Source organism: Azospirillum palustre (genome assembly GCF_002573965.1).
In the GTDB taxonomy this organism is placed as follows: domain Bacteria; phylum Pseudomonadota; class Alphaproteobacteria; order Azospirillales; family Azospirillaceae; genus Azospirillum; species Azospirillum palustre.
On the sequence record NZ_PDKW01000043.1, the window covers coordinates 37,575 to 60,179 of the forward strand.

The 22,605-nt window shown below is 66.8% G+C and carries 26 protein-coding genes; 19 read left to right on the top strand and 7 right to left on the bottom strand.

All coding sequences use genetic code 11. The features are described from left to right. Positions 1–64 precede the first annotated feature (64 nt). The 6 genes from rlmN (at position 65) to CRT60_RS22575 (ending at position 5,266) form a co-directional block, all read left to right on the top strand. The gene (rlmN, locus tag CRT60_RS22550) at positions 65–1,234 is read left to right on the top strand and encodes a dual-specificity RNA methyltransferase RlmN (protein ID WP_098738832.1); all 1,170 of its coding nucleotides are present in this window, start codon (positions 65–67) and stop codon (positions 1,232–1,234) included. A gap of 72 nt (positions 1,235–1,306) precedes the next feature. Then, positions 1,307–1,600 carry a hypothetical protein gene (locus tag CRT60_RS22555; protein WP_244592703.1) on the top strand — a complete coding sequence of 98 codons (294 nt, stop codon included), beginning with the start codon at positions 1,307–1,309 and terminating at the stop codon, positions 1,598–1,600. A gap of 276 nt (positions 1,601–1,876) precedes the next feature. After that, the gene (sdhC, locus tag CRT60_RS22560) at positions 1,877–2,266 is read left to right on the top strand and encodes a succinate dehydrogenase, cytochrome b556 subunit (RefSeq protein ID WP_098738833.1); all 390 of its coding nucleotides are present in this window, start codon (positions 1,877–1,879) and stop codon (positions 2,264–2,266) included. Positions 2,267–2,277: 11 nt separating this feature from the next. Further along, positions 2,278–2,673, top strand: coding sequence for a succinate dehydrogenase, hydrophobic membrane anchor protein (gene sdhD, locus CRT60_RS22565; RefSeq protein ID WP_098738834.1), 396 nt, complete (start codon positions 2,278–2,280; stop codon positions 2,671–2,673). A 5-nt stretch (positions 2,674–2,678) separates the two neighbouring features. Next, on the top strand, positions 2,679–4,463 hold the full coding sequence (gene sdhA, locus CRT60_RS22570; protein ID WP_098738835.1) for a succinate dehydrogenase flavoprotein subunit: 1,785 nt from the start codon (positions 2,679–2,681) through the stop codon (positions 4,461–4,463). 26 nt (positions 4,464–4,489) lie between these two features. Further along, positions 4,490–5,266: a succinate dehydrogenase iron-sulfur subunit gene (locus CRT60_RS22575; protein WP_098738836.1), complete on the top strand. Its 777-nt coding sequence runs from the start codon at positions 4,490–4,492 to the stop codon at positions 5,264–5,266. A gap of 66 nt (positions 5,267–5,332) precedes the next feature. On the opposite strand, the gene CRT60_RS22580 is transcribed toward CRT60_RS22575, so the two are convergent. Next, positions 5,333–5,530, bottom strand: a complete 198-nt coding sequence (locus CRT60_RS22580) for a hypothetical protein (RefSeq protein ID WP_098738837.1) — start codon at positions 5,528–5,530, stop codon at positions 5,333–5,335. Positions 5,531–5,762: 232 nt separating this feature from the next. Between CRT60_RS22580 and CRT60_RS22585 the strand changes: the two genes are divergently transcribed. Next, complete coding sequence (locus CRT60_RS22585) at positions 5,763–6,611, top strand: branched-chain amino acid aminotransferase (RefSeq protein ID WP_098738838.1); 849 nt, start codon at positions 5,763–5,765, stop codon at positions 6,609–6,611. Here the strand turns inward: CRT60_RS22585 and CRT60_RS22590 are convergent. Both CRT60_RS22590 and CRT60_RS22595 read right to left on the bottom strand, forming a co-directional pair. Then, positions 6,587–6,892: a hypothetical protein gene (locus tag CRT60_RS22590; protein ID WP_098738839.1), complete on the bottom strand. Its 306-nt coding sequence runs from the start codon at positions 6,890–6,892 to the stop codon at positions 6,587–6,589. The genes CRT60_RS22585 and CRT60_RS22590 overlap by 25 nt on opposite strands. A gap of 85 nt (positions 6,893–6,977) precedes the next feature. Continuing rightward, a complete protein-coding gene (locus CRT60_RS22595; RefSeq protein WP_042701266.1) occupies positions 6,978–7,610 on the bottom strand; it encodes a S24 family peptidase in 633 nt (210 codons plus the stop codon). 162 nt (positions 7,611–7,772) lie between these two features. Between CRT60_RS22595 and CRT60_RS22600 the strand changes: the two genes are divergently transcribed. The 6 genes from CRT60_RS22600 to CRT60_RS22625 all read left to right on the top strand — a co-directional run bounded on the left by CRT60_RS22600 (position 7,773) and on the right by CRT60_RS22625 (position 13,871). Further along, entirely contained in the window at positions 7,773–8,177 is a 405-nt protein-coding gene (locus CRT60_RS22600) for a hypothetical protein (protein WP_098738840.1), read from the top strand. Continuing rightward, a complete protein-coding gene (locus CRT60_RS22605; RefSeq protein ID WP_098738841.1) occupies positions 8,174–8,572 on the top strand; it encodes a hypothetical protein in 399 nt (132 codons plus the stop codon). Before CRT60_RS22600 ends, CRT60_RS22605 begins: the two co-directional genes overlap by 4 nt. Beyond that, positions 8,551–10,092, top strand: coding sequence for a portal protein (locus CRT60_RS22610; RefSeq protein ID WP_098738842.1), 1,542 nt, complete (start codon positions 8,551–8,553; stop codon positions 10,090–10,092). Before CRT60_RS22605 ends, CRT60_RS22610 begins: the two co-directional genes overlap by 22 nt. Beyond that, the gene (locus CRT60_RS22615; protein WP_244592704.1) at positions 10,085–10,384 is read left to right on the top strand and encodes a Bbp19 family protein; all 300 of its coding nucleotides are present in this window, start codon (positions 10,085–10,087) and stop codon (positions 10,382–10,384) included. The genes CRT60_RS22610 and CRT60_RS22615 overlap by 8 nt, the downstream gene beginning before the upstream one ends. Before the next feature lie 44 nt (positions 10,385–10,428). Next, complete coding sequence (locus tag CRT60_RS22620) at positions 10,429–11,244, top strand: capsid assembly protein (RefSeq protein WP_244592705.1); 816 nt, start codon at positions 10,429–10,431, stop codon at positions 11,242–11,244. A gap of 242 nt (positions 11,245–11,486) precedes the next feature. Continuing rightward, positions 11,487–13,871 (top strand): EAL domain-containing protein, encoded by a 2,385-nt coding sequence (locus CRT60_RS22625; RefSeq protein WP_098738843.1) that lies wholly within the window; start codon positions 11,487–11,489, stop codon positions 13,869–13,871. Here CRT60_RS22625 and CRT60_RS22630 read toward each other — a convergent pair. Together CRT60_RS22630 and CRT60_RS22635 are read right to left on the bottom strand one after the other, a co-directional pair. Further along, positions 13,857–14,387: a metallophosphoesterase family protein gene (locus CRT60_RS22630; protein WP_098738844.1), complete on the bottom strand. Its 531-nt coding sequence runs from the start codon at positions 14,385–14,387 to the stop codon at positions 13,857–13,859. The two genes, CRT60_RS22625 and CRT60_RS22630, sit on opposite strands and share 15 nt — an antisense overlap. Before the next feature lie 77 nt (positions 14,388–14,464). Then, a complete protein-coding gene (locus CRT60_RS22635) occupies positions 14,465–14,701 on the bottom strand; it encodes a DUF4170 domain-containing protein (RefSeq protein WP_098738845.1) in 237 nt (78 codons plus the stop codon). 238 nt (positions 14,702–14,939) lie between these two features. On the opposite strand from CRT60_RS22635, the gene CRT60_RS22640 reads away from it, so the two are divergent. Beyond that, positions 14,940–15,638 carry a cytochrome b/b6 domain-containing protein gene (locus tag CRT60_RS22640; RefSeq protein WP_098740981.1) on the top strand — a complete coding sequence of 233 codons (699 nt, stop codon included), beginning with the start codon at positions 14,940–14,942 and terminating at the stop codon, positions 15,636–15,638. Between the two features lie 243 nt (positions 15,639–15,881). Beyond that, positions 15,882–17,003 carry a cytochrome-c peroxidase gene (locus CRT60_RS22645; RefSeq protein WP_098738846.1) on the top strand — a complete coding sequence of 374 codons (1,122 nt, stop codon included), beginning with the start codon at positions 15,882–15,884 and terminating at the stop codon, positions 17,001–17,003. A 75-nt stretch (positions 17,004–17,078) separates the two neighbouring features. Here CRT60_RS22645 and CRT60_RS22650 read toward each other — a convergent pair whose 3' ends face one another. Further along, on the bottom strand, positions 17,079–17,516 hold the full coding sequence (locus CRT60_RS22650; protein ID WP_098738847.1) for a c-type cytochrome: 438 nt from the start codon (positions 17,514–17,516) through the stop codon (positions 17,079–17,081). A gap of 383 nt (positions 17,517–17,899) precedes the next feature. On the opposite strand from CRT60_RS22650, the gene CRT60_RS22655 reads away from it, so the two are divergent. After that, positions 17,900–19,105, top strand: coding sequence for an aspartate transaminase (locus tag CRT60_RS22655; protein ID WP_098738848.1), 1,206 nt, complete (start codon positions 17,900–17,902; stop codon positions 19,103–19,105). A gap of 82 nt (positions 19,106–19,187) precedes the next feature. Here CRT60_RS22655 and CRT60_RS22660 read toward each other — a convergent pair whose 3' ends face one another. Further along, entirely contained in the window at positions 19,188–19,736 is a 549-nt protein-coding gene (locus CRT60_RS22660) for an NADPH-dependent FMN reductase (protein ID WP_098738849.1), read from the bottom strand. A 343-nt stretch (positions 19,737–20,079) separates the two neighbouring features. On the opposite strand from CRT60_RS22660, the gene CRT60_RS22665 reads away from it, so the two are divergent. The 3 genes from CRT60_RS22665 to CRT60_RS22675 all read left to right on the top strand — a co-directional run bounded on the left by CRT60_RS22665 (position 20,080) and on the right by CRT60_RS22675 (position 22,354). Continuing rightward, positions 20,080–20,277: a hypothetical protein gene (locus CRT60_RS22665; protein WP_098738850.1), complete on the top strand. Its 198-nt coding sequence runs from the start codon at positions 20,080–20,082 to the stop codon at positions 20,275–20,277. A 326-nt stretch (positions 20,278–20,603) separates the two neighbouring features. Beyond that, complete coding sequence (locus tag CRT60_RS22670) at positions 20,604–21,899, top strand: tyrosine-type recombinase/integrase (protein ID WP_098738851.1); 1,296 nt, start codon at positions 20,604–20,606, stop codon at positions 21,897–21,899. Then, entirely contained in the window at positions 21,896–22,354 is a 459-nt protein-coding gene (locus CRT60_RS22675) for a hypothetical protein (protein ID WP_143273361.1), read from the top strand. Before CRT60_RS22670 ends, CRT60_RS22675 begins: the two co-directional genes overlap by 4 nt. Positions 22,355–22,605: the final 251 nt, after the last annotated feature.

Below are 22,605 nucleotides of genomic sequence, written 5' to 3' on the forward strand. Positions count from 1 at the left end.
TACTTGGTCTTTTTGCCTTCGAGTCTTTTGACTCCGCGCGCGCATGGCCCTATGTAATGGGGCCATGAGCGCCTCCAATCATGCTTCCGCCTTCGTTCTGCCGGCGACCGATGCCGACGGACGCAAGAACCTTGTCGGCCTGTCCCGCGAAGAGCTGGAAGCCGAGATGCTGTCGATCGGCCTGGAAAAGTTCCGGGCACGCCAGCTCTGGCACTGGCTCTATCACCGCGGCTCCACCGATTTCGCCGAGATGACCACGCTGGCCAAGCCGGTGCGGGAAAAGCTGGCCGACGCCTATATCGTGGCGCGGCCGACGGTGGTGAAGGATCTGAAGTCGGCGGACGGCACCCGCAAGTGGCTGCTGCGCATGCCCGACGGGCAGGAGGTGGAGAGCGTCCACATCCCCGAGGAGGACCGCGGCACGCTCTGCGTCTCCTCCCAGGTCGGCTGCACGCTGACCTGCCGCTTCTGCCACACCGGCACGCAGCGTCTGGTGCGCAACCTGGACTCCGCGGAGATCCTGGCGCAGGTGATGCTGGCGCGCGACATGCTGGGCGAATGGCCGGCGCCGCCCGACGGGCGCATGCTGTCCAACATCGTCATGATGGGCATGGGCGAACCGCTGTTCAATTACGACAACGTCGCCAAGGCGTTGAAGATCGTGATGGACGGCGACGGCATCTCGATCTCCAAACGGCGCATCACGCTGTCGACCTCCGGCGTCGTGCCGATGATGGAACGCTGCGGCCAGGAGCTGAACGTCAACCTCGCGGTCAGCCTGCATGCGGTGACCGACGAGCTGCGCGACATCATCATGCCCATCAACCGCAAATATCCGCTGCGCGAGCTGATGGACGCCTGCCGGAATTATCCGGGCCTGTCGAATGCCCGCCGCATCACCTTCGAATATGTGATGCTGAAGGGAATCAACGACACGCCGGCCGATGCGCGGGCGCTGGTCAAGCTGCTGGAAGGCGTTCCGGCCAAGATCAACCTGATCCCCTTCAACGAATGGCCGGGCGCCCCCTACGAGCGGTCGACGGCAAAGGCGATCCAGGTCTTCGGCGACATCGTCAACAATGCCGGCTATGCCAGCCCGGTCCGCACCCCGCGCGGCGAGGACATCATGGCCGCCTGCGGCCAGCTGAAGAGCGCCAGCCTGCGCCTGACCGCCGCCGAGCGCGCCGCCATCGCCAACGTCATCGCGGAAAAGGACGCGGCGCTGGCGTCGTAAGGGCGGCTTCCAGACAGCGCGTGCCCTCCGGGAATTGCGGAGGGCGCCGCGCTGTGACAGGGTGGCGGCCCCTTGCCAACCAGAACCGGCCAACGCATCGGCATGCCTGCCCCCATCGAGGACATCATCGCCAAGGCGATCAAGGACGCCGACAAGTCCTTCTTCAACGAGGATTACGCCAAGCAGGCGAAGGCCGTGACCGCCGCGCTGAAGAAGGCGGGGTACGAGGTGGCGCCGCTAAAGCCGCCGCCCGGGCTTGTCGAATGGGCGAAGGACAACATTCCGTTCGGCCGTCTTCGTCCGACTGAACTGATTACGCAGATGTACTCGATGATGGTCGAGAACGTGCGGCGCTTCGACAAGTAGCGGGACCTCAAGCGCGACAGCCTCCGACTGGCCGCTTTCGCTGGTAATACCACAGGACCCGAAGGCCGTTTCTTTTCAGCCACTTCCCGCGCTGCGCCAAAATCGTCACACCAGCACTTTGGGCCACCCCCCGCCGTTGACTCGGATGCTGCGTGAGCGTAATTCATTGCGCCAACCAATAGGACGGGACAGCCGTCTCAAAAGGGCACGCACCACCCAGCCGCCGCGGCAATCGTCATGTTGCGCCGCGTCCGGCCGCGAACAGAGGACGACGCAATGGCAAACGGCAGCGGTCGGCCGCTCTCCCCGCACCTTCAAGTCTACAAACTCCCGTTGACCGCAGTCATGTCCATCACGCACCGCATCACGGGCGTCGGGCTGGCTGTGGGCACGCTTCTGCTGGTCTGGTGGCTGGTCGCCGCCGCTGCCGGTCCGGAAGCGTTTGCGCGCGCGCAGGGCTTCATCGGCTCCTTCTTCGGCCTGCTGCTGATGTTCGGCTGGTCGGCGGCGCTGTACTACCACCTGTGCAACGGCATCCGCCATCTGGTCTGGGACGCCGGCAAGTCGTTCGAGCTGACCGATGCCGACCGCAACAACAAGGTCGTCCTCGGCGCGACGGCAGTGCTGACCGTACTGACCTGGATCGTCGGCCTGGCCGTGTGGTGAGGAGATAAGACATGGCGTCCAATAGCAAGACCCTCCGCTCGCCGTTGCAGGTCGCACGCGGTCTGGGTTCCGCCAAGCATGGCACCGAACACTGGTGGTCGCAGCGTCTGACCGCGATTGCCCTGGTCCCGCTGACCGTCTGGTTCGTCTTCGGCGTCATCCGTCATCTGGGTGCCGATCACGCCGCCTTCATTGCCTGGATGAAGTCGCCCTTCTCGGCCGTGATGATGATCCTCACCGCCGTGGTCACCTTCCACCACGCCCAGTCCGGGCTCCAGGTGGTCATCGAGGACTACGTGCATGCCGAATGGCAGAAGATGGCGCTGATCATCGGCGTCAAGTTCCTGTCCTTCGCCCTGGCGGCCGCCTGTGTGCTGGCCGTCGTGAAGATCTTCATCGGAGCCTGACGACCATGGCGACCGCCTACAACATCATCGACCACACCTATGACGTCGTCGTCGTCGGCGCCGGCGGCGCCGGTCTGCGCGCGACCTTCGGCATGGCCGAAAAGGGCCTGAAGACCGCCTGCATCACCAAGGTGTTCCCGACCCGCTCCCACACGGTGGCGGCGCAGGGCGGCATCTCGGCCGCTCTCGGCAACATGGGCGAGGACGACTGGCGCTACCACATGTACGACACCGTGAAGGGGTCGGACTGGCTGGGCGACCAGGACGCCATCGAGTACATGTGCCGCGAGGCCATCCCGGCGATCATCGAGCTGGAGCACTACGGCGTGCCCTTCTCGCGCACGCCGGAAGGCAAGATCTACCAGCGCGCCTTCGGCGGCATGACCGCGCAGTACGGCAAGACCCAGGCCTACCGCACCTGCGCCGCCGCCGACCGCACCGGCCACGCCATCCTGCACACCCTCTACCAGCAGTCGCTGAAGCATGAGGCGGAGTTCTTCGTCGAATACTTCGCGCTCGACCTCATCATGGAGGACGGCGTCTGCAAGGGCGTGCTGGCCTGGAACCTGGACGACGGCACGCTGCACCGCTTCCGCGGCCAACTGGTGGTGCTGGCGACCGGCGGCTACGGCCGCGCCTTCTTCTCGGCGACCTCGGCCCACACCTGCACCGGCGACGGCGGCGGCATGGTGCTCCGCGCCGGCCTGCCGCTGCAGGACATGGAGTTCGTTCAGTTCCACCCGACCGGCATCTACGGCTCCGGCTGCCTCATCACCGAGGGCGTGCGCGGCGAGGGCGGCTATCTGACCAACTCCAACGGCGAGCGCTTCATGGAGCGCTATGCCCCGTCGGCCAAGGATCTGGCGTCGCGCGACGTCGTGTCCCGCTCGATGACCATCGAGATCCGCGAAGGCCGCGGCGTGGGTGAGCACAAGGATCACATCCACCTGCACCTTGAGCATCTGCCGCCGGAGATCATCCACCAGCGCCTGCCCGGCATCGCCGAGACGGCCAAGATCTTCGCCAATGTGGACGTGACCAAGGAGCCGATCCCGGTCCTGCCGACCGTCCACTACAACATGGGCGGCATCCCGACCAACGTTCACTGCGAGGTTCTGTCGCCGACCGCTTCGAACCCGGACCAGGTGGTGCCCGGCCTGATGGCGATCGGCGAGGCCGCCTGCGTGTCGGTGCACGGCGCCAACCGCCTGGGCTCCAACTCGCTGCTCGATCTGGTGGTGTTCGGCCGTGCGGCCGCCATCCGCGCCGCCGAGATCGTCCAGCCGGGCAAGGCTCCGTCGGTCAAGCCGGATGCTTGCGACAAGGCGCTGGAGCGGTTCGACCGCATCCGCAACGCCAAGGGCACGATCAAGTCGGCCGACCTGCGGCTGGACATGCAGCGGACGATGCAGAACAACTGCGCCGTCTTCCGCACCGGCGAGGTCCTGGACGAGGGCGTCAAGAAGATCGACGCGGTCTATGCCAAGAAGGGCGAGATGGCGATCTCCGACCGTTCGCTGGTCTGGAACTCCGATCTGGTCGAGGCGCTGGAACTGGACAACCTGCTGGGCCAGGCGGTCGCCACCCTGCACTCCGCCCAGAACCGTCCGGAAAGCCGCGGCGCCCATGCCCGCGAGGACTATCCGAACCGCGATGACGAAGGTTGGATGAAGCACACCGTCATCTGGGTCGCGGACAATGGCGAGACGAAGATCGATTACCGCCCGGTCCACATGTACACCCTGACCGACGAGGTCGATGTCTTCCCGCCCAAGGCCCGCGTGTACTAAGGCCCGCCGGATAAAGGAAATCAGCCATGGTTGAATTCAACCTGCCAGCCAACTCCAAGGTCGGCGTCGGCAAGACCGTCAACGTCGCGAGCGGCGCCAAGCGGGCCAAGACCTTCAAGATCTACCGCTGGAACCCGGACGACGGCCAGAACCCGCGTGTCGACAGCTATGTGGTCGACCTCGACAAGTTCGGGCCGATGATCCTCGACGCGATCATCTACATCAAGAACCAGGTCGACAGCACGCTGACCTTCCGGCGCTCCTGCCGTGAGGGCATCTGCGGGTCGTGCGCGATGAACATCGACGGCACGAACACGCTGGCCTGCCTGAAGGCGATCGAGGACGTGCCGGGCGACGTCAAGATCTACCCGCTGCCGCACATGCCGGTGGTGAAGGATCTGGTCCCCGACCTGAATCACGTCTATGCCCAGCTCGCCTCGATCAAGCCGTGGCTGCAATCGCAGTCGCCGGCCCCGAGCCGCGAGCGGCTGCAGTCGCCTGAGGACCGCGCCAAGCTGGACGGCCTCTACGAGTGCATCCTGTGCTTCTGCTGCTCGACCTCCTGCCCCAGCTACTGGTGGAACGGCGACCGGTATCTCGGCCCGTCGATCCTGCTCCAGGCCTATCGCTGGATCGCCGACAGCCGCGACGAGATGACGGGCGAGCGCCTCGACAACCTTGAGGACCCGTTCCGCCTCTACCGCTGCCACACCATCATGAACTGCACCAAGGCGTGCCCGAAGGGTCTGAACCCTGCCAAGGCCATCGCCGAGATCAAGAAGCTGATGGTTGTGCGCCGCTGATCGCGGGTAAGCGTTTGCGACATGGAAAAGGCGCCCCCTCGGGGGCGCCTTTTTCGTTTCCGGTGCCTAGACGAAATCCGGGTCGGTCGGGCGCGATGGCGGAAGGTCGTTGCCGGGAACCGGGCTGTCGGTGGTGCCGGGGCCGCCGGGATCGGGCAGGTCGGGGTTGTCGGTGCCTGGCAGATCGACGCCGGGAATGTCCTCGTGCGGGCCCGGGAATGGGTTGGGCGGGGCGGCGCTGAGGCCGGGATCGGTGGTCGGCATGGGATGCTCTCACTCTGTTGGGCGGTCGCGGTTGCTCGCTCTTCCCTATCAACGGCCGAAGCCGCAATCCGCTCCATCGCACGGGACGATTGCGTCCGCACCGGTTGACCGATGGCGGCGAGGGGGTATGCTCTTCGGGCGATCACCAACGACGACGAACCACGAATGGGCGGTGCCGGCCGGCGGCGCCCAGCGTAGGAACACATTTTCTTTCTAGGGAAGGACCAAAATCATGGGCGGCATGGCAGGCCAGGCGTGGAACTGGATCCAGGGCGAGTGGGTGGAAGGCAATCCGCCGATCGTCGGACCGCTGTCCCACACGCTGTGGCTCTCTTCGACGGTCTTCGACGGCGCGCGCGCCTTCCAGGGCGTGGCCCCCGATCTGGACCTGCACTGCGCCCGTGCCATCCGGTCCGCCCAGGTGATGGGGCTGGAGCCGATGGTCACCGCCGGTGAGATCGAAGAGCTGTGCTGGGACGGCATCCACCGCTTCCCCAAGGAGGCGGAGTTGTACATCCGTCCGATGTTCTACGCCGACGACGGCTTCGTCGCCCCGGCGCCGGAGAGCACGCGCTTCGTCCTGTCGATCTACGAGGACCCGCTGCCGCAGCCGACGGGTTTCGCCGCCTGCATCTCCACCCGCCGCCGGCCGATCCCGACCATGGCCCCGACCGAGGCCAAAGCCGCCTGTCTCTATCCGAACGCCGGGCTGGCGCTGACCGAGGCGCGCAAGCGCGGCTTCCAGAACGCCATCATGCTGGACGTCATCGGCAATGTGGCCGAGTTCGCCACGTCCAACATCTTCATTGCCAAGGACGGGGTGGTGCGCACGCCGGTGCCGAACGGCTGCTTCCTGAACGGTATCACCCGCCAGCGCGTCATCGGCCTGCTGCGCAACGACGGCGTGACGGTGGAGGAATGCACCCTGACGCCGCAGGACGTTCTGGATGCCGACGAGGTCTTCTCCACCGGCAACCACGCCAAATGCGTGCCTGTGATCAAGGTGGAGGACCGCGGCCTCGCGGCTGGACCGCTGTTTCAGAAGGCGCGGGCGCTCTACTGGGAATACGCGTTCCGCTGATCGAGCAGCGCCACCGCCGCACGGCGGTGATGGGCCAGCGTGGCGGCCAGCCGGGCCAGCCACGCGTCGGTCCGGCAGGTCGCGGCGGTCAATGCGCCGCGGCGCCGGGCAGTGGCGAGGCGTGCTTCCGCCGCGAGCGTGCTGTGCAGGCGGAGCGTTGCCGCGCGTTTGACGGCGTTTGCGCGGCCTGGACCGCCGAGCAAAGCGGAGCGAAGCTCCTGCTTCGGCGGCTTGGCGTCATGGGTGCGGTGAAGGCTGTCCAGGCGGGCGGCTCGGTCCATGGAATGGACGGTAGCGCCTGTTGGGATGTGCGGTAAAGGGAAATTTTCCTAGGATCGCGCGCCGGGTGAGGAGGTGTCTACCCCCTCACTGGCTTGCCCAGATGATCCGCGCCATCCAGGCGACGTCCGACAGCGGGATGCTGCGGTCGGGGTGGGCGCGGTTGATCGACAGCAGTTCGATCTTGGTCGCCGTCTCGCGGATCAGTTGCTTGGCCATCACCTCGCCGCCCTTGGTGCGGACGACGACGCGGTCGTTGCGGCGGATTTGCGCGGCAGGCGAGACGATGATGGTGTCGCCATCGCGATAGACCGGCTCCATGCTGTCGCCGGAAATCTCCAGCGCATAGGCATGGGGATCGCCCAGGCTGGGAAACAGCAGCTCGTCCCAGCCGCTGCCCGCAGGGAAGCCGGCATCGTCGAAATAGCCGGCCGACCCGGCCTGGGCATAGCCGATCACCGGAACCCGTTGCAGCGGGGTGGTGCCGGCGCCGTCGCCGACCAGCGACACGAATTCCGACAAGGAAGCGCCGGTGGCGTCCAGCACCTTGGAGATGCTTTCCGTCGACGGCCAGCGCAGCTTGCCGTCGTTGGTGGTGCGTTTGCTCTTGTTGAAGGTGGTCGGGTCCAGTCCGGCGCGCCGCGCCAGCCCGGAGGCGGAGAGCCCGTGCTGTGCCGCGAGGCGGTCGATGGCCCGCCAGATGTCCGTATGTTTCAGCATGGGACGATAATCTCATAAAGTGGCGACAGCGTCCCTAGGAACTTTTTCATAAAACCATTGACCGCAGGCAATGGGCGGAACATAACGCAAACAGAAGGCGCGGCTGCGACACAGGTCCGGCGTCTCTCTTCCCCAAAAATCCGAAGCCGCAAGGAGACCAGCATGCTGAGTCCGGCCGCTCCCGCTTTGCCTGCAACCCGCGTTTCCCGGACCGTTCCGCTGAAGCCGGAGCCCTACAGCGTCGAGGGCGAACCCTTTGCCAACGCGGAGGAGGCGTGGTTCTGGGCGGTGCAGGCGCATGATGCCAAGACGGCCGGGGCACGGGTCATCGCCGGCTGTGGGCAGGTCGCGCGGCCCTGCGAGCCGCAGGACCTTCTTCAGGTGGTCGACCGCCTGTACCGGGCGCGCAAGCTGGTGCGCGACCACCTGCATGTGCTGGTCCATTACGGGCGCCGCCAGAGCGCGCCGGAACCGGACCGCTTCCGCGAACAGCGCGCCCATTCGCTGTGGCAGGAGGCGTTCACCGTGATCGCCCCGGCGCTGCGCAAAAAAGGCATTGCGCGATGAGCGCGCCCCCCTGGACCGCGGCCTGGATCGTCTATCGCGGCGAAGCGCCCCTGTGGTGGCTGCGGTTGCTGAAGCCGGGCTTCCGCCACTGCCTGGCCCTGCTGACCGACGGTCGGCGCTGGGTGGCGGTCGATCCGCTGGCCGGCTTCACCGACATCGCGGTGCTGGACCTGCCCGCCGACTTCGATCTGCCGGGCTGGTACCGCGCCCAGGGGCTGACGGTCGACGCCGCCCCGCTGCGCCGCCCGGCCGGCCCCGCTCCCTGGGGGCCCTTCACCTGCGTCGAGGCGGTCAAGCGCCTGATCGGCCTGCGCGCCCGCCGGGTGCTGACCCCCTGGCAACTGCACCGCCATCTGACTGGAGGAGACCGCGCATGCCCGCATCCGCAGCCGTGAAACCGCCCGCCCGGCGAAAGGGTGACCTGTCGGAACCGGAAGCCCTGCTGGAGCGCTACCGCGTCGCCCGCGAACGGCGGGGCGTGTGGGAAAGCCATTGGCAGGAATGCTACGACCATGCGCTGCCCAACGGGCGGCCCTTCCGCGGCGGCGGCACGCCGGGCGAACGCCGGGTCGACCGGCTGTTCGACGGCACCGCTCCCGATGCGGTGGAGCAGCTGGCCGCCAGCCTGCTGTCGGAACTGACGCCGCCCTGGTCGCGCTGGTTCGGTTTCCAGCCCGGTCCCACCCTGACCGGGGCGGAGCGCGACCGGGTCGCTCCGCTGCTCGACCGTGCCGCCGGCATCGTCCAGGCGCATTTTGACCGCTCCAACTTCGCGGTGGAGATCCATCAGTCCTTCCTCGATCTCGTCGCCGTCGGCACCGCCAGCCTCCTGATGGAAGAGGCCGCCCCCGGCGCCCCGTCCAGCCTGCGCTTCACCGCCGTGCCGCTGGCCGAGGCGGTTCTGGAGGAGGGGCCGGACGGACGGCTCGACGCCACCTTCCGCCGCAGCGAGGCGACGCTGGCCCAGATCCTCCAGCGCTTTCCCGGTGCCGACCTGCCGGACGAGGTGCGGAAGCAGGCGGCCGGGGATCCCGACAGCCGTTTTCCCCTGGTCGAGGCGGTGCTGCCCGACGGTACGGCCTATCGTTGGGGCGTGGTGCTGGACAGCGGGCTGGCCGAGCCGTCCTGGCTGGCGCAGGGGCGCTTCGCCCAGTCGCCCTTCGTCAATTTCCGCTGGCTCAAGGCGCCCGGCGAAACCTATGGCCGGTCACCGGTGATGAAGGCGCTGCCCGACATCAAGACCGCCAACAAGGTGGTGGAGCTGGTGCTGAAGAATGCCTCCATCGCCGTCACCGGCATCTGGCAGGCGGATGACGATGGGGTGCTGAACCCCACCACCATCCGGCTGGTGCCCGGCACCATCATCCCCAAGGCGGTCGGGTCCGCCGGCCTGACGCCGCTGGCCAATCCCGGCCGGTTCGACGTGTCGCAGCTGGTGCTGGACGATCTGCGCGGCCGCATCCGCCATGCGCTGCTGGTCGACCGGCTGGGGCCGGTGGAATCGGCGCGGATGACCGCGACCGAGGTGCTGGAACGCTCGGTCGAGATGGCGCGGCTGCTGGGCGCCACCTATGGCCGTTTGCAGGCGGAGCTGATGACGCCGCTGGTGCTGCGGGCGGTGTCGATCCTGCGTCGGCGCGGCGAGATCCCCGACATCACGGTGGACGGCCGGCTGGTGGAGTTGCAGCACCGCTCCCCGCTCGCCCAGGCCCAGGCCCAGCGCGACGTGCAGGCGACCCTGCGCTGGCTGGACAGCGTCAAGGCGCTGGGACCGGAGGCGGAGGCCACGGTGGACGCGGCGGCGACCGCCCATTGGCTGGGCGAGGCCTTCGGCGTGCCGGCCAAGCTGATGCGGGCGCAGGTTGCCGGCGCCGGGCTGGACGCCGGGGCGGGTGCCGGTGGCTCCAATGGCTGACCGCCCGATGGCTGACCGCCCGATGATCGAGCAGGCCGGCTGGGACTGGCTGGAGGCGACGCTTCCCGCCGATCCGCAAACCGCTGCGGCAGCGGACGCCGACCCGGCGCCCAGCTTCGCCCGCTGCTTCGCCGGAAGCGACGGAGGGCGGGTGCTGGCGGTGCTGCGGGCGATGACGCTCGACCGCGCACTGGGTCCCGACGCGCCGGAAGCGGCGCTGCGTCACCTCGAAGGACAGCGCCAGCTGGTCGCCACCATCCTCGCGCTGGTTGCGCGGGGACGGGCCGGCTGACCGGCGGTTCTGCCGCCCCTTTTTCCCCTTCCTTGCAGGAGTTGATGATGGCCGACACTCTGCTGACCGAATCCGCCGCTTCCGCCGACACGGTGCCGCCGCTGCCGGTTCCGGAGAAATTCCGCGATCCCAAGACCGGCGCCCTGCGGGTCGAAGCCCTGCTGAAATCCTATCTGGAGCTGGAGCGCCGCCTGTCGTCGCAGGGCCAGTCCCGGCAGGCACTGCCGGACACCGCGTCCGCGTTGCCTCCGCAGGCCGCTCCCGTCGATCCGGCCAACGTCGATTTGGCCAGCTTCGATTTGACCGCGCTCGACCCGGCACAGCGCCGCCGGCTGCTGGGCGCGCCCGAGACGCCGGACGGTTACAGCATCGCCTGCGACCATGGCCTGTTCCAGCCCGACCTGGAAATCAACGGCCGCCTGCACGAAGCCGGCTACACGGCGGATCAGGCCCAGCTTCTCTACGATCTCGCCGCCGAGCGGATGGTGCCGCTGATCCAGACCATGGCCGCCGAATTCCAGGCGGAGCGTGAGGTCGAGCGGCTGGTCTCCCGGTTCGGCGGAGAGGAGCGCTGGCGCGAGGTGTCGCGGCAGCTCCTGGCCTGGGCCGGCAAGACCCTGCCGCCGGCCGCGGTGGAAGGGCTGGCGACCACCTACGAAGGTGTCATGGCGCTCTATGCGATGATGACCGGCAGCGAGCCGGCGGCGCTCTCGATGGCCGGCAACCGCGCGGGCGGCGGCGAGGGAGAGGCGGAATTGCGCACCCTGATGCGCGACCCGCGCTATTGGCGGGACCGCGATCCTGCGGTGATTGCCCGCGTTACCGAGGGCTTCCGGCGCCTTTATCCCGGCCAGGGGTGAGGTGAGGCGGTGCCGGCCGTTCTCCCCCGCCGCTCGCTGTCCGGCGGGGGAGTGGCAGGGGGGACCGGAAGGCGGAGCAGAGACAAAGCGTCGCAGCATGCAACCTTCGTATAGGTTGGACAGACGTATCTTGCGCGTGCGAAGAAAAATTGCGTTGCACGACTGAAACGAAGTCGTCACCTTCCCTTTCACATGACTAACCGTCCGTTTATCGAACGGACCAGAGAGCGACGCCAGGCCCGATGACGCTGCGCCGCAAGATCCGCTGGCTGACCTGGATCGGCCTGATCGGCTGCCTGATGGCGGCGATCCCCGCGCTCTACCTGCTGCGGCAGGGCATGATCGCCGAGCGGGGCCAGCTTGCCGCCGCCCTGGTGGAGTCCGCCGGGCTGCTTCTACAGGATCTGGAACGGTCGGCGGCATCGGGTGCGATCTCCGGCGACGAGGCGCGCGACCGGGCACGGACGGCCCTGCTGGCCCTGTCGGCCAAACCCTTTCATGTCAAACTTTTCACGGACGGCATCGTCCCGCCGAACTGGCCGGCCATCGACCGTGCGGTGACGGCGGAGGGGCGCTTCGAAGCCTGGGGCTGGACCATCGCCGCCGCCGGCGACATCGGCGACCTCGACCGCGATTTCCTGATCGAGGCATCGGGCTTCCTGTTGTTCCTGGCGGCGTTGCTGGTGCTGAGCTGGCCGGGATCGCTGTTCCTGTCGCAGCATGTGGTCGGGCCGCTGGAAGCGCTGTCGGACCGCATGCGGCTGCTGACGGAAGGACGGACCGACATCGACATTCCCGGCCGCGACCGCCGCGACGAATTCGGTGCGATGGCCCGCGCCATGGAGTTCTTCCGCCGCTCCGCCATCGCCCTGATCGAGCGGGACGAGCGGCTGGCCGGCATCATGAACAATGTCGGCGAGGCGATCCTGCTGGTCGACGCCCGCGGTCGCATCGAGGAGCATAACCCCGCCGCCGTCGCCCTGTTCGGCGTGCCTGCCGGAGAACTGCGGGGTCGGCTGCTGTCCACGCTGTTCGCCGCCGCCGACCGGGCGCGGATCGATGCGCTGCTGGCCGGAATGGCTGCCGACACCGGCGTGCCCGAGCCGGTGCGGGAGGAGGCGCTGGGGATCGAACGGGCTGGAATCGGCGAGCGGATCGACGCCTCGCTCAGCGTGTCGCCGCTGGTGGTGCAGGGGCGGCGTGGCTTCGTCTGCGCGCTGGCCGACGTGACCGAGCGGGTGCGTCACGAACGCGAACTGATGCGGCTGGCCACCCGCGACCGGCTGACCGGGCTGCCCAACCGCGCGATGATCGAATCGCTGCTGGAAGCGGCGGTGGAGCGCAGCCGCCGTTACCGGCGCCCCTTTGCCGTGCTGTGCCTGGACCTGTCGCGCTTCAAGCTGATCACCGACACGCTGGGCCATCAGGCCGGCGACGCGCTGCTGCAGGAGGTTGCGCAACGGATCGTCGCCTCGGTGCGCGCCGCCGATCTGGTCGGCCGCATCGGCACCGACGATTTCGCCGTGCTGCTTGACGAAATCCGCGACGCCGACGAGGCGGCGGCGATTGCCGGGCGCATCCTGGACGCCTTCGACGCGCCGGTCACCCTGCCGGGCTGCGAGCATTATGTCCGTCCGGCGGTCGGCATCGCCGTTTACCCGACCGATCTCGCCGGGGTCGGCGCCGCCGACGGACGCAGCGACGGCGACGACCCGCAGGCGCTTCTGCGCGCGGCCGAGACGGCGCTCTACGCCGCCAAGCGGATGGGGGGACGCCGCCATGCCTTCTTCCGCCCGGAACTGGCCGAACAGGCGCGGCGTCAGCTGGCGCTGGACGGCGATCTGCGGGCGGCGCTGGCGCTGAAGCAGTTCCGCCTGCATTACCAGCCCAAGGTGTCGCTGATCGATTACTCGCTGGAAGGGTTCGAGGCGCTGCTGCGCTGGGAGAAGCCGGGGGAAGGGCAGGCTCAGGGAACCATGATCCCGCCCGGCGAGTTCATCCCGGTGGCCGAGGAGACCGGCTTCATCGTCCCGCTCGGCGACTGGGTGCTGGACGAGGCCTGCCGCCAGATGCGCGAATGGCTCGATGCCGGGATGGAGCCGGTGCCGGTCGCCGTCAACATCTCGCCCAAGCATCTGCGCAACCGCAGCGCCGAGGATTTCCGGCGCATCATCGACCGTCACGGCCTGCCTCCCGGCCTGATCGAGCTGGAGATCACCGAAGGCGCGGTGATGCAGGATCTCGATCATGCGCTGGCGGTGCTGGCGGCGTTGAAGGCGATGGGGATCCGGGTCGCGGTGGACGATTTCGGCACCGGCCATTCGTCCTTGAGCTATCTGAAGCGGCTGCCGATCACCACGCTGAAGATCGACCGCTCCTTCATCAACGGCGTGCCGAACGAGCGCGAGGATGCCGGCATCGTCTCGACCATCATCGCCATGGCCGACATGCTGGGTCTGCATGTGGTTGCCGAAGGGGTGGAGAAGACCGAGCAGGCCAACTTCCTGCGCCACCACAACTGCACCCAGGTCCAGGGCTGGCTGACCGGCCGCCCGGTGCCGGCCGACGCCGCCTGCCGTCTGCTGATGGAGCGTTTGCGGCAGACGGCTGCGTTAGGGGCTGCCTGACACCGGCACCGCCTTGCGCCGCGGGCGGGGGACCGTCAGTTCGGCCAGGGTGACCGGGCGGAAATTCCAGACATCGACGCCGACGTCGATCTGTCGGGGCTGCGGCTTCAACTGGCCATGGCTGTGGCCGTGCAGGTTCAGCGCCTTGCGGTGCATGCCGTTCCAGGTGCGGAAGGCGTAATGGCACATCACCAGATCGATGCCGTCCAGCGTCTGTTCGGCGTAATGCCCGACGCTGGCCCAGCCGGGCAGCGCCAGCGTTTCCGGGCCGTCGTTGTTGCCGGCGATCAGATGCTTGGTGCCGTTCAGCCGGCCGAGCAGGGCGGCCATGGCGTCGGGCTTCATGTGCAGGGCGAAGTCGCCGAGGTGCCAGACCTCGTCGCCGGGGCCGACGGCGGCGTTCCAGTTCGCCTCCATCGCCGCGTCCATCTCGGCGGTGGATTCGAAGGGACGGCGGAAACGGCCGCGGGCGCCGCCATGGCCGAAATGGGTGTCGCTGGTGAAGTATACGGTCATCGACCGGTCAACGCCGGCGCGCCGCCGGCGGTTCCCGCAGTTGGGATCCTCCGTTGGGCGCGCCGCCGGATCCCAACTCAGTGCTTGTGATCGCCCGCCGCCGGGTCGAGGAAGCGGTGCAGATGGACGATGTAGTAGCGGGTGTGGGCGTCGTCGATGGTCTGGCCGGTGGCGCCGCGCCATGCCTTGTAGGCGTCCTCATAGCTCGGGAAGATGCCGACGATGTGCAGCTTCGACGGATCGACGAACTGGTCCGAGTCCGGACGCACGAGTTCGCCGCCGAACACGAGGTGGAGGAGCTGTTTGTCGGGCATGGCGGGGTCCTTATAACCGGGGTGATTGGGGAGTTATGGCTGTCTTTGCGCCGGCAGGCCGGCTGATGCGTCGCATTCTCATATCCGTCGTCCGGGCGGCGCTTCAAGCCTGTTGACACATCCATCGACCTTTGCCAACACGGGACCGCGGCGTTTTCAGGATCAGGATAAAGAATCCGTCCATTTGCCGCAGATGATGGGGGCCGAAAACATGGCCGAACACTGCGAGGATCGAGCGATGGCAAGTGGTCATACCGCGACTCGGGAGAAACATGGACGGGAGCTGCGGGTTTGGGACCTGCCGACCCGCCTGTTTCATTGGGCGCTTGTGGCCGCGGTGGCGGTCGCGATTCTGTCGGCCGAGCTTGGTGTGCTTGCCGTTCATATGTTGGCAGGCGAAACAGTTCTGATCCTCGTGCTGTTTCGGCTGGTCTGGGGCGTGGTGGGCAGCCAGACCGCCCGCTTCGCCGAGTTCGTGAAGGGACCGGGTGCGATCCACGACTATCTGAAGCGCTCCCGCGCGGGTGGGGAAGCCGCCTTCACCCTGGGCCACAACCCGCTGGGCGCGCTGATGGTGGTGGCGCTTCTGCTGGTTCTGCTGGTCCAGGCGGGCAGCGGCCTGTTCACCAGCGACGACATCCTGGTCGACGGTCCGCTGGTGCCGTTGGCGTCCGGCGCCACGGTGGCGCTGCTCAGTTCGCTGCACCGGCTGCTCGCCAACGGCATCTTCGTGCTGATCGGGCTGCATGTGGCCGCGGTGTTCTTCTATCTGCTGGTCAAGAAGGACAACCTGATCCGTCCCATGCTCACCGGTCGCAAGCCCCTGCCGGCGCGGCTGGCGGCGACGGAGCCAAGCCGTGCCCCGGCGGCGCTGGCGCTGGCGATCCTGGCGGTGTCCGCCGGACTGGTCTTCCTGGTGCTGCGCGCCGCCGGCTGAAACCGTCGGCCGGTCCTGCCGGGCTATCCTGCCAGGGCGCCCTCTGAGGCATATGCCATTGGTTGTGTGCGACAATGCGCCGTCTGGGGTTCGACGCCTTCTAGTCTAGAATGGCTCTAGATTGATCCGCACAAAACGCCACGAAACCAATGATGCCGGCCCGATTTCCCGGATCGATCGACCTTTGCCTGGATAAAGCTTCAGGTTGTGGTGGGATGTCGGCCGGCCGGGGGACCGCCAGTCATGCACGCACACACCGGACACCGGCCGACCGCCGGACTGAAAGGCCTTCTGATCGCCGCCACCGCCGCCTTGGGCATCCTTGCCGCCATCGCCGGCACCGCGACGGCCGCCGATCCGCCAGTCGCCAATCCGCCGGCTGCGGGCGGCGACGCCCTGATGGGCCGCGCGCGCGAGCTGTTCAAGCCGTTGCCCGCCACCCTGCCAGTGGTTCGCAACAACGCGGTCACCCGCGAGAAGATCGAACTGGGCAAGATGCTGTTCTTCGATCCGCGCCTGTCGGCCAGCGGCATCTTCTCCTGCAACAGCTGCCACAATCTGGGGCTCGGCGGTGTCGACGGGCTGGAAACCTCGGTCGGCCATGGCTGGCAGAAGGGGCCGCGCAACGCGCCGACGGTGCTGAACGCCGTGCTGAACGTTGCCCAGTTCTGGGACGGCCGCGCCGAGGATCTGAAGGCCCAGGCCAAGGGGCCGATCCAGGCCGGTGTGGAGATGAACAGCACGCCCGACCGCGTGATGGCGGTGCTGAACAGCATCCCCGCCTATCAGGCCAAATTCGCCGACGCCTTCCCGAACGAGAAGAACCCGGTCAGCTTCGACAATGTCGCCATGGCGATCGAAGCGTTCGAAGCGACGCTGACCACCCCCGCCGCTCCCTTCGACCAGTATCTGGAGGGCAAGGCCGATGCGCTGACCGACACGCAGAAGGCCGGGCTTGAGCTGTTCATCGACAAGGGCTGTTCCGGCTGCCACAACGGCGTCAATGTCGGCGGCCACGATTACTTCCCCTTCGGCGTCGTGACCAAGCCGGGTGCGGAGATCCTGCCGCCGGGCGACAAGGGCCGCTTCGCCGTTACCAAGACCGCCGACGACGAGTATGTCTTCCGCGCGCCCACCCTGCGCAACGTCGCGCTGACCGCCCCCTATTTCCATTCCGGCAAGGTGTGGGACCTGCGCCAGGCGGTCGCGGTGATGGGGTCGAGCCAGCTCGGCGCCACCCTGTCCGACCAGGAGATCGACAAGATCACCGCCTTCCTGACCGCGTTGACCGGCCAGCAGCCGCGTGTCGACTACCCGCTGATGCCGGCCAGCACGCCGGCCACGCCGCAACCCGTTTTCAAGTAAGGCTCTGAAAGACCGGCCAAAGAAAAAGCCCTTCCCCACGGCGGTGGGGAAGGGCTTTTCCGCCGGAATCGCCGCTTATTCGGAACGGTAGCGCTGGTGGCAGGCCTTGCAGCTGTCGGCCATCGTGCCGAACGCCTTGGCCGTCGCGGCCTTGTCGCCGGAAGCGGCGGCAACCTTCAGGGCCTGGGCGGAGGCCTGGAGGCCCTGCGCCTTGGCGGTGAAATCGGGGAAGTTGGCCCAGATCACCTCCTTGGCCGCCGTCTTGCCCTTGTCGGAGCCGGGCGGGAACAGGCTGGGGATCCTGGCGGCGAAGGCGTCGATGCGATCGGTGACCGGACCGATGGCGGCGAGGTCGCCCTTGCCCACCGCGTCCTTGATCTCGCCCATCGCCTTCTTGTAGTCCTCGAACCCGGCCTTGCGGGTCTGGATCACGTCCTGGGCCAGAGCAACGCCGCCGGTCAGCATCAGCGCGGTCGACGCCGCAAGCACGATACGGGAAAACACGGTTCTCATCCCTTCGTTGAATTTTGTCCCCAACGCCAGACCTTACACACCGCAACACCAAAGCTGTCAAGAGAAGCGGGTAGGACGGTGCAGTGCCGTCATGGCGTTCATTTGTGCTGTAAGAAATAATGCTGCGAAGGATAGAGGGTGGAGTTTGCCGCTGCTGCGGGTTCGACCCGTGGAGGGGCGGGAATACGCGCGGACGCGATCCGGTACGGCACCGCCACAGGGCGGAAAAACCAACGAATCGCACGGCTTTCACCGGCCGACCGGCCTTGCAACCGGGGTAGAGCGGAAGTAAGGTCCGGCCTCGCGCCTTCCACCCGGAGGGGCAGGCGTCTCGACGACGTCTCCGCCACACCGTCTCCATAGCCCTGAGGGGGCCCATCGCCATGTCGATCATCGCGTCCCGCCTGTCCCGCATCAAGCCGTCGCCGACCATCGCCGTGACCAACAAAGCCCGCGAACTGAAAGCGGCCGGTCGCGACGTCATCGGCCTGGGTGCCGGCGAGCCGGATTTCGATACCCCCGACAACATCAAGGCCGCCGCCATCAAGGCGATCGAGTCCGGTGACACCAAATACACCGCGGTGGACGGCACGCCCGCTCTGAAGAAGGCGATCTGCGCCAAGTTCGAGCGTGAGAACGGCCTGAAATACACGCCGGAGCAGATCACCGTCGGCGTCGGCGGCAAGCAGGTGCTGTACAACGCCCTGATGGCGACGCTGAACCAGGGTGACGAGGTCATCATCCCGGCGCCCTATTGGGTCAGCTATCCGGATATGGTCGAGCTGGCGGAAGGCACGCCGGTTGCCGTTTCCTGCCCGGCCGAGCAGGGCTTCAAGCTGCAGCCCGCCGATCTGGAAAAGGCGATCACGCCGAAGACCAAGTGGCTGATCCTGAACTCGCCGTCGAACCCGTCGGGTGCGGCCTACACCCGCGCCGAGATGAAGGCGCTGACCGACGTGCTGGTCAAGCATCCGCATGTCTGGGTGATGACCGACGACATGTACGAGCACCTGCTGTATGACGACCTGGAGTTCGTCACCCCGGCCCAGGTCGAGCCGTCGCTGTACGACCGCACCCTGACCGTCAACGGCGTGTCGAAGTCCTACGCGATGACCGGCTGGCGCATCGGCTATGCCGGCGGCCCGAAGGAACTGATCAAGGCCATCGGCGTCATCCAGAGCCAGTCGACCTCCAACCCGACCTCCATCGCCCAGGCCGCCGCCGTCGAGGCGCTGAACGGTCCGCAGGACTTCATCAAGGAGCGTGGCGAGGCCTTCCGCCAGCGCCGCGATCTGGTGGTGTCGATGCTGAACCAGGCCAAGGGCCTGCATTGCCCGAAGCCGGAAGGCGCCTTCTACGTCTATCCGTCCTGCGCCGGCACCATCGGCAAGACGACCCCGGACGGCAAGGTGATCGAGACCGACGAGGATTTCGTCACCTACCTGCTGGAGTCCGAAGGCGTTGCCGTCGTCCAGGGTTCGGCCTTTGGCCTCGCTCCGCACTTCCGCATTTCCTACGCGACCTCGACGGAAGCGCTGGAAGAGGCGTGCAAGCGCATCCAGCGCGCCTGTGGCAACCTGCGCGACTGATCGCGTCAGCAGGACCTGAACGAGGAAAGGGCCGGCTCCGCAAGGGGCCGGTCCTTTTCCTTTGGACGCTACGTCGCGGCGATCATCCTGTCGTGATCATCCTGTCAATGGCGCCGAGCGTGAATTTCAGCACCGCTTCGTCGGCCAGCTTGCCGTCCTTGATCTTGTCGCCGACGCCGCCGATCACGACCTGTGGGCCGCCCAGCAGCTTGGCCGGAAGCGCCAGCAGCGTGTCGTTCACCTGCTGGTGCGCCCGCACGCCGCCGGTGAAGGCGGGAGAGTTGGAAATCACCAGCACCGGCTTGCCGATCAGTGCCGACTTGCCATAGGGGCGCGAGGCCCAGTCCAGCGCGTTCTTCAACACGCCCGGCATGCCGTAATTGTATTCCGGCGTGACGATGACGACGCCGTCGGCATCGGCGATGGCCTGACGAAAGGCATGCACCTCCGCCGGGGCGTCGGGCGTATCGATGTCCTGATCGTAGAGCGGCAGGCGCAGGTCGCGGATGTCCATGCTGGCGCCGGCCGGCAGGGCGTCCTGCAGTCCGCGCAGGATGGCCAGCGAGTTGGAGTTTCTGCGCAGGCTGCCGGGCAGGCCCAGCAGTTTGGCACGCACCGTTGCATCGGTCATGAAGCGGTTGCCTTTCCTGTAGTCTTCGATCTGTTGTCTTACGGGCAATTGCCGGTCCCGGTCCAGTCGATGGAGTTGCGGGACGGACCCAATGGCGCTGAAATGGTCGGTGCAGGCCCGGCTTTCCAACAGGCCCGGCTTTTTCCAACAGGCCATGGCCGCGCTGCCATCGGGGCAAGCCCGGAAGGGCAGTGCGTCCCGGCTGTGACCATCTTGGGCTGCGACTGTTGATTGGCTGGATGACTACCCACTTAGAGGCCACACAAAGGGTAGGACGCGCCACCGGGCGCAGCCATCGGATTCGGGCTTCGGTTCTGACAGATCGGAAAAAAGGGGAGGCGACATGGCGACGCGGCGACTGGATCGGGACGATCACGTCCGGAAACATCTGGCGCTGATGCTGCAGGAATGGCAGGAGATGACCGGCCGCGACATGGCGACCGCCACTGCCGACCAGCGGCTTCAGCACTGCACCACCCAGCTGATCGATCTTCTGGGCGAGGCGGAACGCGCCGACGAAGCCGCCATGGCGGAAGTCTGAAGGCATCGCCTCGTCCAAAGGCACCATATCGACGGTTGCAGGAGCGGCCCCGACCCCGGCAGGGGGAGCCGTCCCTGACCAATGGGATGTCGTTACTGCGGCGCCATGCGGATGGCGCCGTCCAGGCGGATGACGTCGCCGTTCAGCATCTCGTTCTCCAGGATATGCGGGCTGTAACATGCCAGCACGCGGCATAACGCATAGCCATTGATTTTCCTTAGGTTATCGACTTTCGGTAGCACATTGGGTAACATGCCGTCTCCCCGGCAAACACGGTTTTTGTTACCCAATCTGTTACCCGCAGCCGTTACCCAAGGATCGGGACCATGCCCAAGGTGAAGCTGACCGCAAAGACGGTCGAGAACGCTAAGCCCCCGGCGCCGGGTGCGCGCCTGGAACTCTTTGACGCATCCATGCCGGGGTTCGGTCTCCGAATCGGTGACACGAACAAGTCTTGGTTCGTGTTCTACCGGCATGCGGGGAAGCAGAAGCGCCTGACCCTCGGGCACTATCCGGCCCTTGAGCTTGGCAAGGCCAGAGAGAAGGCCGCCGCCGCTTTGGCGGCTGTGGAGGCTGGCAACGATCCGGCCGCAGAGAAGAAGGCCGCCAAGGATCGGGCGAAAACAGCACAGGCGCAGAAGGAGGCCACCGGCTACGCTCCCGGTTCCTTCGGCGCATTGGCCGACCTGTATTTCCGCCAGGAATGCCCCGCTCTGCGCAGGGGCAAAGAGGTGGAGGCGATTATCCGGCGGGAGGTGTTCCCTTCATGGAAGGACAGGCTGCTTGCCGATCTGCGTCGCCGCGATCTGGTGTCGCTGCTGGACCCCATCACCTCCGCCGGCCATGTCCAGAAGGCGCACAAAGTCCGGGAGATTGCCCTGCGCATCGTGAATTGGGGCGTTGACCGCGGCGATCTGGAGGCGAACCTCCTTGCGAGCCCTAGCCGCGGGCGGAAGCGCGGAGGCTCCCTCCAGCGCCAGAGCCGGGACCGCGTGCTCACCAATGAGGAATTGCGGGACGTCTGGCGTGCCTGTGATGAGATGACCGGTCCCTTCCCGGACATGGTCAAGGCGCTCATCCTGACCGGTCAGCGAAGGGACGAGGTGAGCGGCATGCAGCGCGGCGAACTGGACCTGGAAGCGGGCGTCTGGACGATCCCCTCTGACCGGTACAAGACCGGAATCGTTCATGTCGTGCCCTTGGTTCCGGCCGTGTGCCTGATCATCAAGCGGCAGCCCCGTGTCTCCGACAAGTTCGTGTTCACCACTGTCCCCGATGCTGGGTTCACCGGCTACAGCTGGGCGAAGGCGGTGCTCGATAAGAAAATCAACGAGCGCAGACAGGAGGCCGGGCTGGAGGAAATCCCGCGGTGGACACTGCACGATCTGCGCCGCACGCTCCGCACCGGGCTTTCCGAACTACGTGTTGGGGGAGACGTCGCCGAGCGGGTTATCGGGCATGTCATTGGGGGCGTGAAGGGGGTCTATGACCGGCACGCCTACCTGGACGAGAAGCGCGACGCGCTGGAGCGATGGGCGGCCAAGGTGGAGAGCATTTTGAACCCGCCTCCGTCGAACGTCGTGCCTCTTCGCGCTGCCGGCGCCGGCCAAGCCGGAGAGTGATCGCTGAGTTGCTGGGAGCTTTGCCGGTTGATGCCCTCCTTGTGCGCGGCCATGCTGAAGCCGAGCCTAAGGAGATCACCATGCCCGTGAAGCCCCGAAAACCGGCGGCAGGTCGAAAGCCGCGCTCTGATGCGAAAGTGGATCCGATGATGATCCCGCCGGAGCTGCAAGAGTTCATCCTGCGCAGTCGAGAAATAGCTCGCGCCCATGCTGTCGACGCTCTGATTTCCGCGGCCGGTGCGTACAGGGATGAGATTGATCGGCAGGACAATCTGCATCGCGCCCGGCTTCGCCAGCGCGAGGAGACCATGATGCTGGCCGCGGAGGATTTGCTCGCGACGAGACGCCCGCTCGCGAACCTGACGCACGCTGACTTGGACCTCTACCGGCGGAGCATGGAAGCCGCGGCCAAGCGCGATCTGCATGCCTCCGCTCCCAAACGGCCGGCATCGTGAGGCTGAACGCCAAGCCTATCGGCTGACGTGGAACTGTCGCTCGACCTGTTCGGCCGGGTGCGCGCCCAGGGCGAAGGCGGGAGCGAGTTCGGGTTCACTGGGAAGCAAGGGCTGCTGGAGGAGCCGGACCTCAGAACCCCCATCAACGCGAAGAAGCGTAAGCGAGCGCTCTATGGGAGGTGACGAATTCCCCACAACTTTATCAGGTCTGTGGATAAGTCTTATCCACAAGATTTGCGGGAATTCTGTAA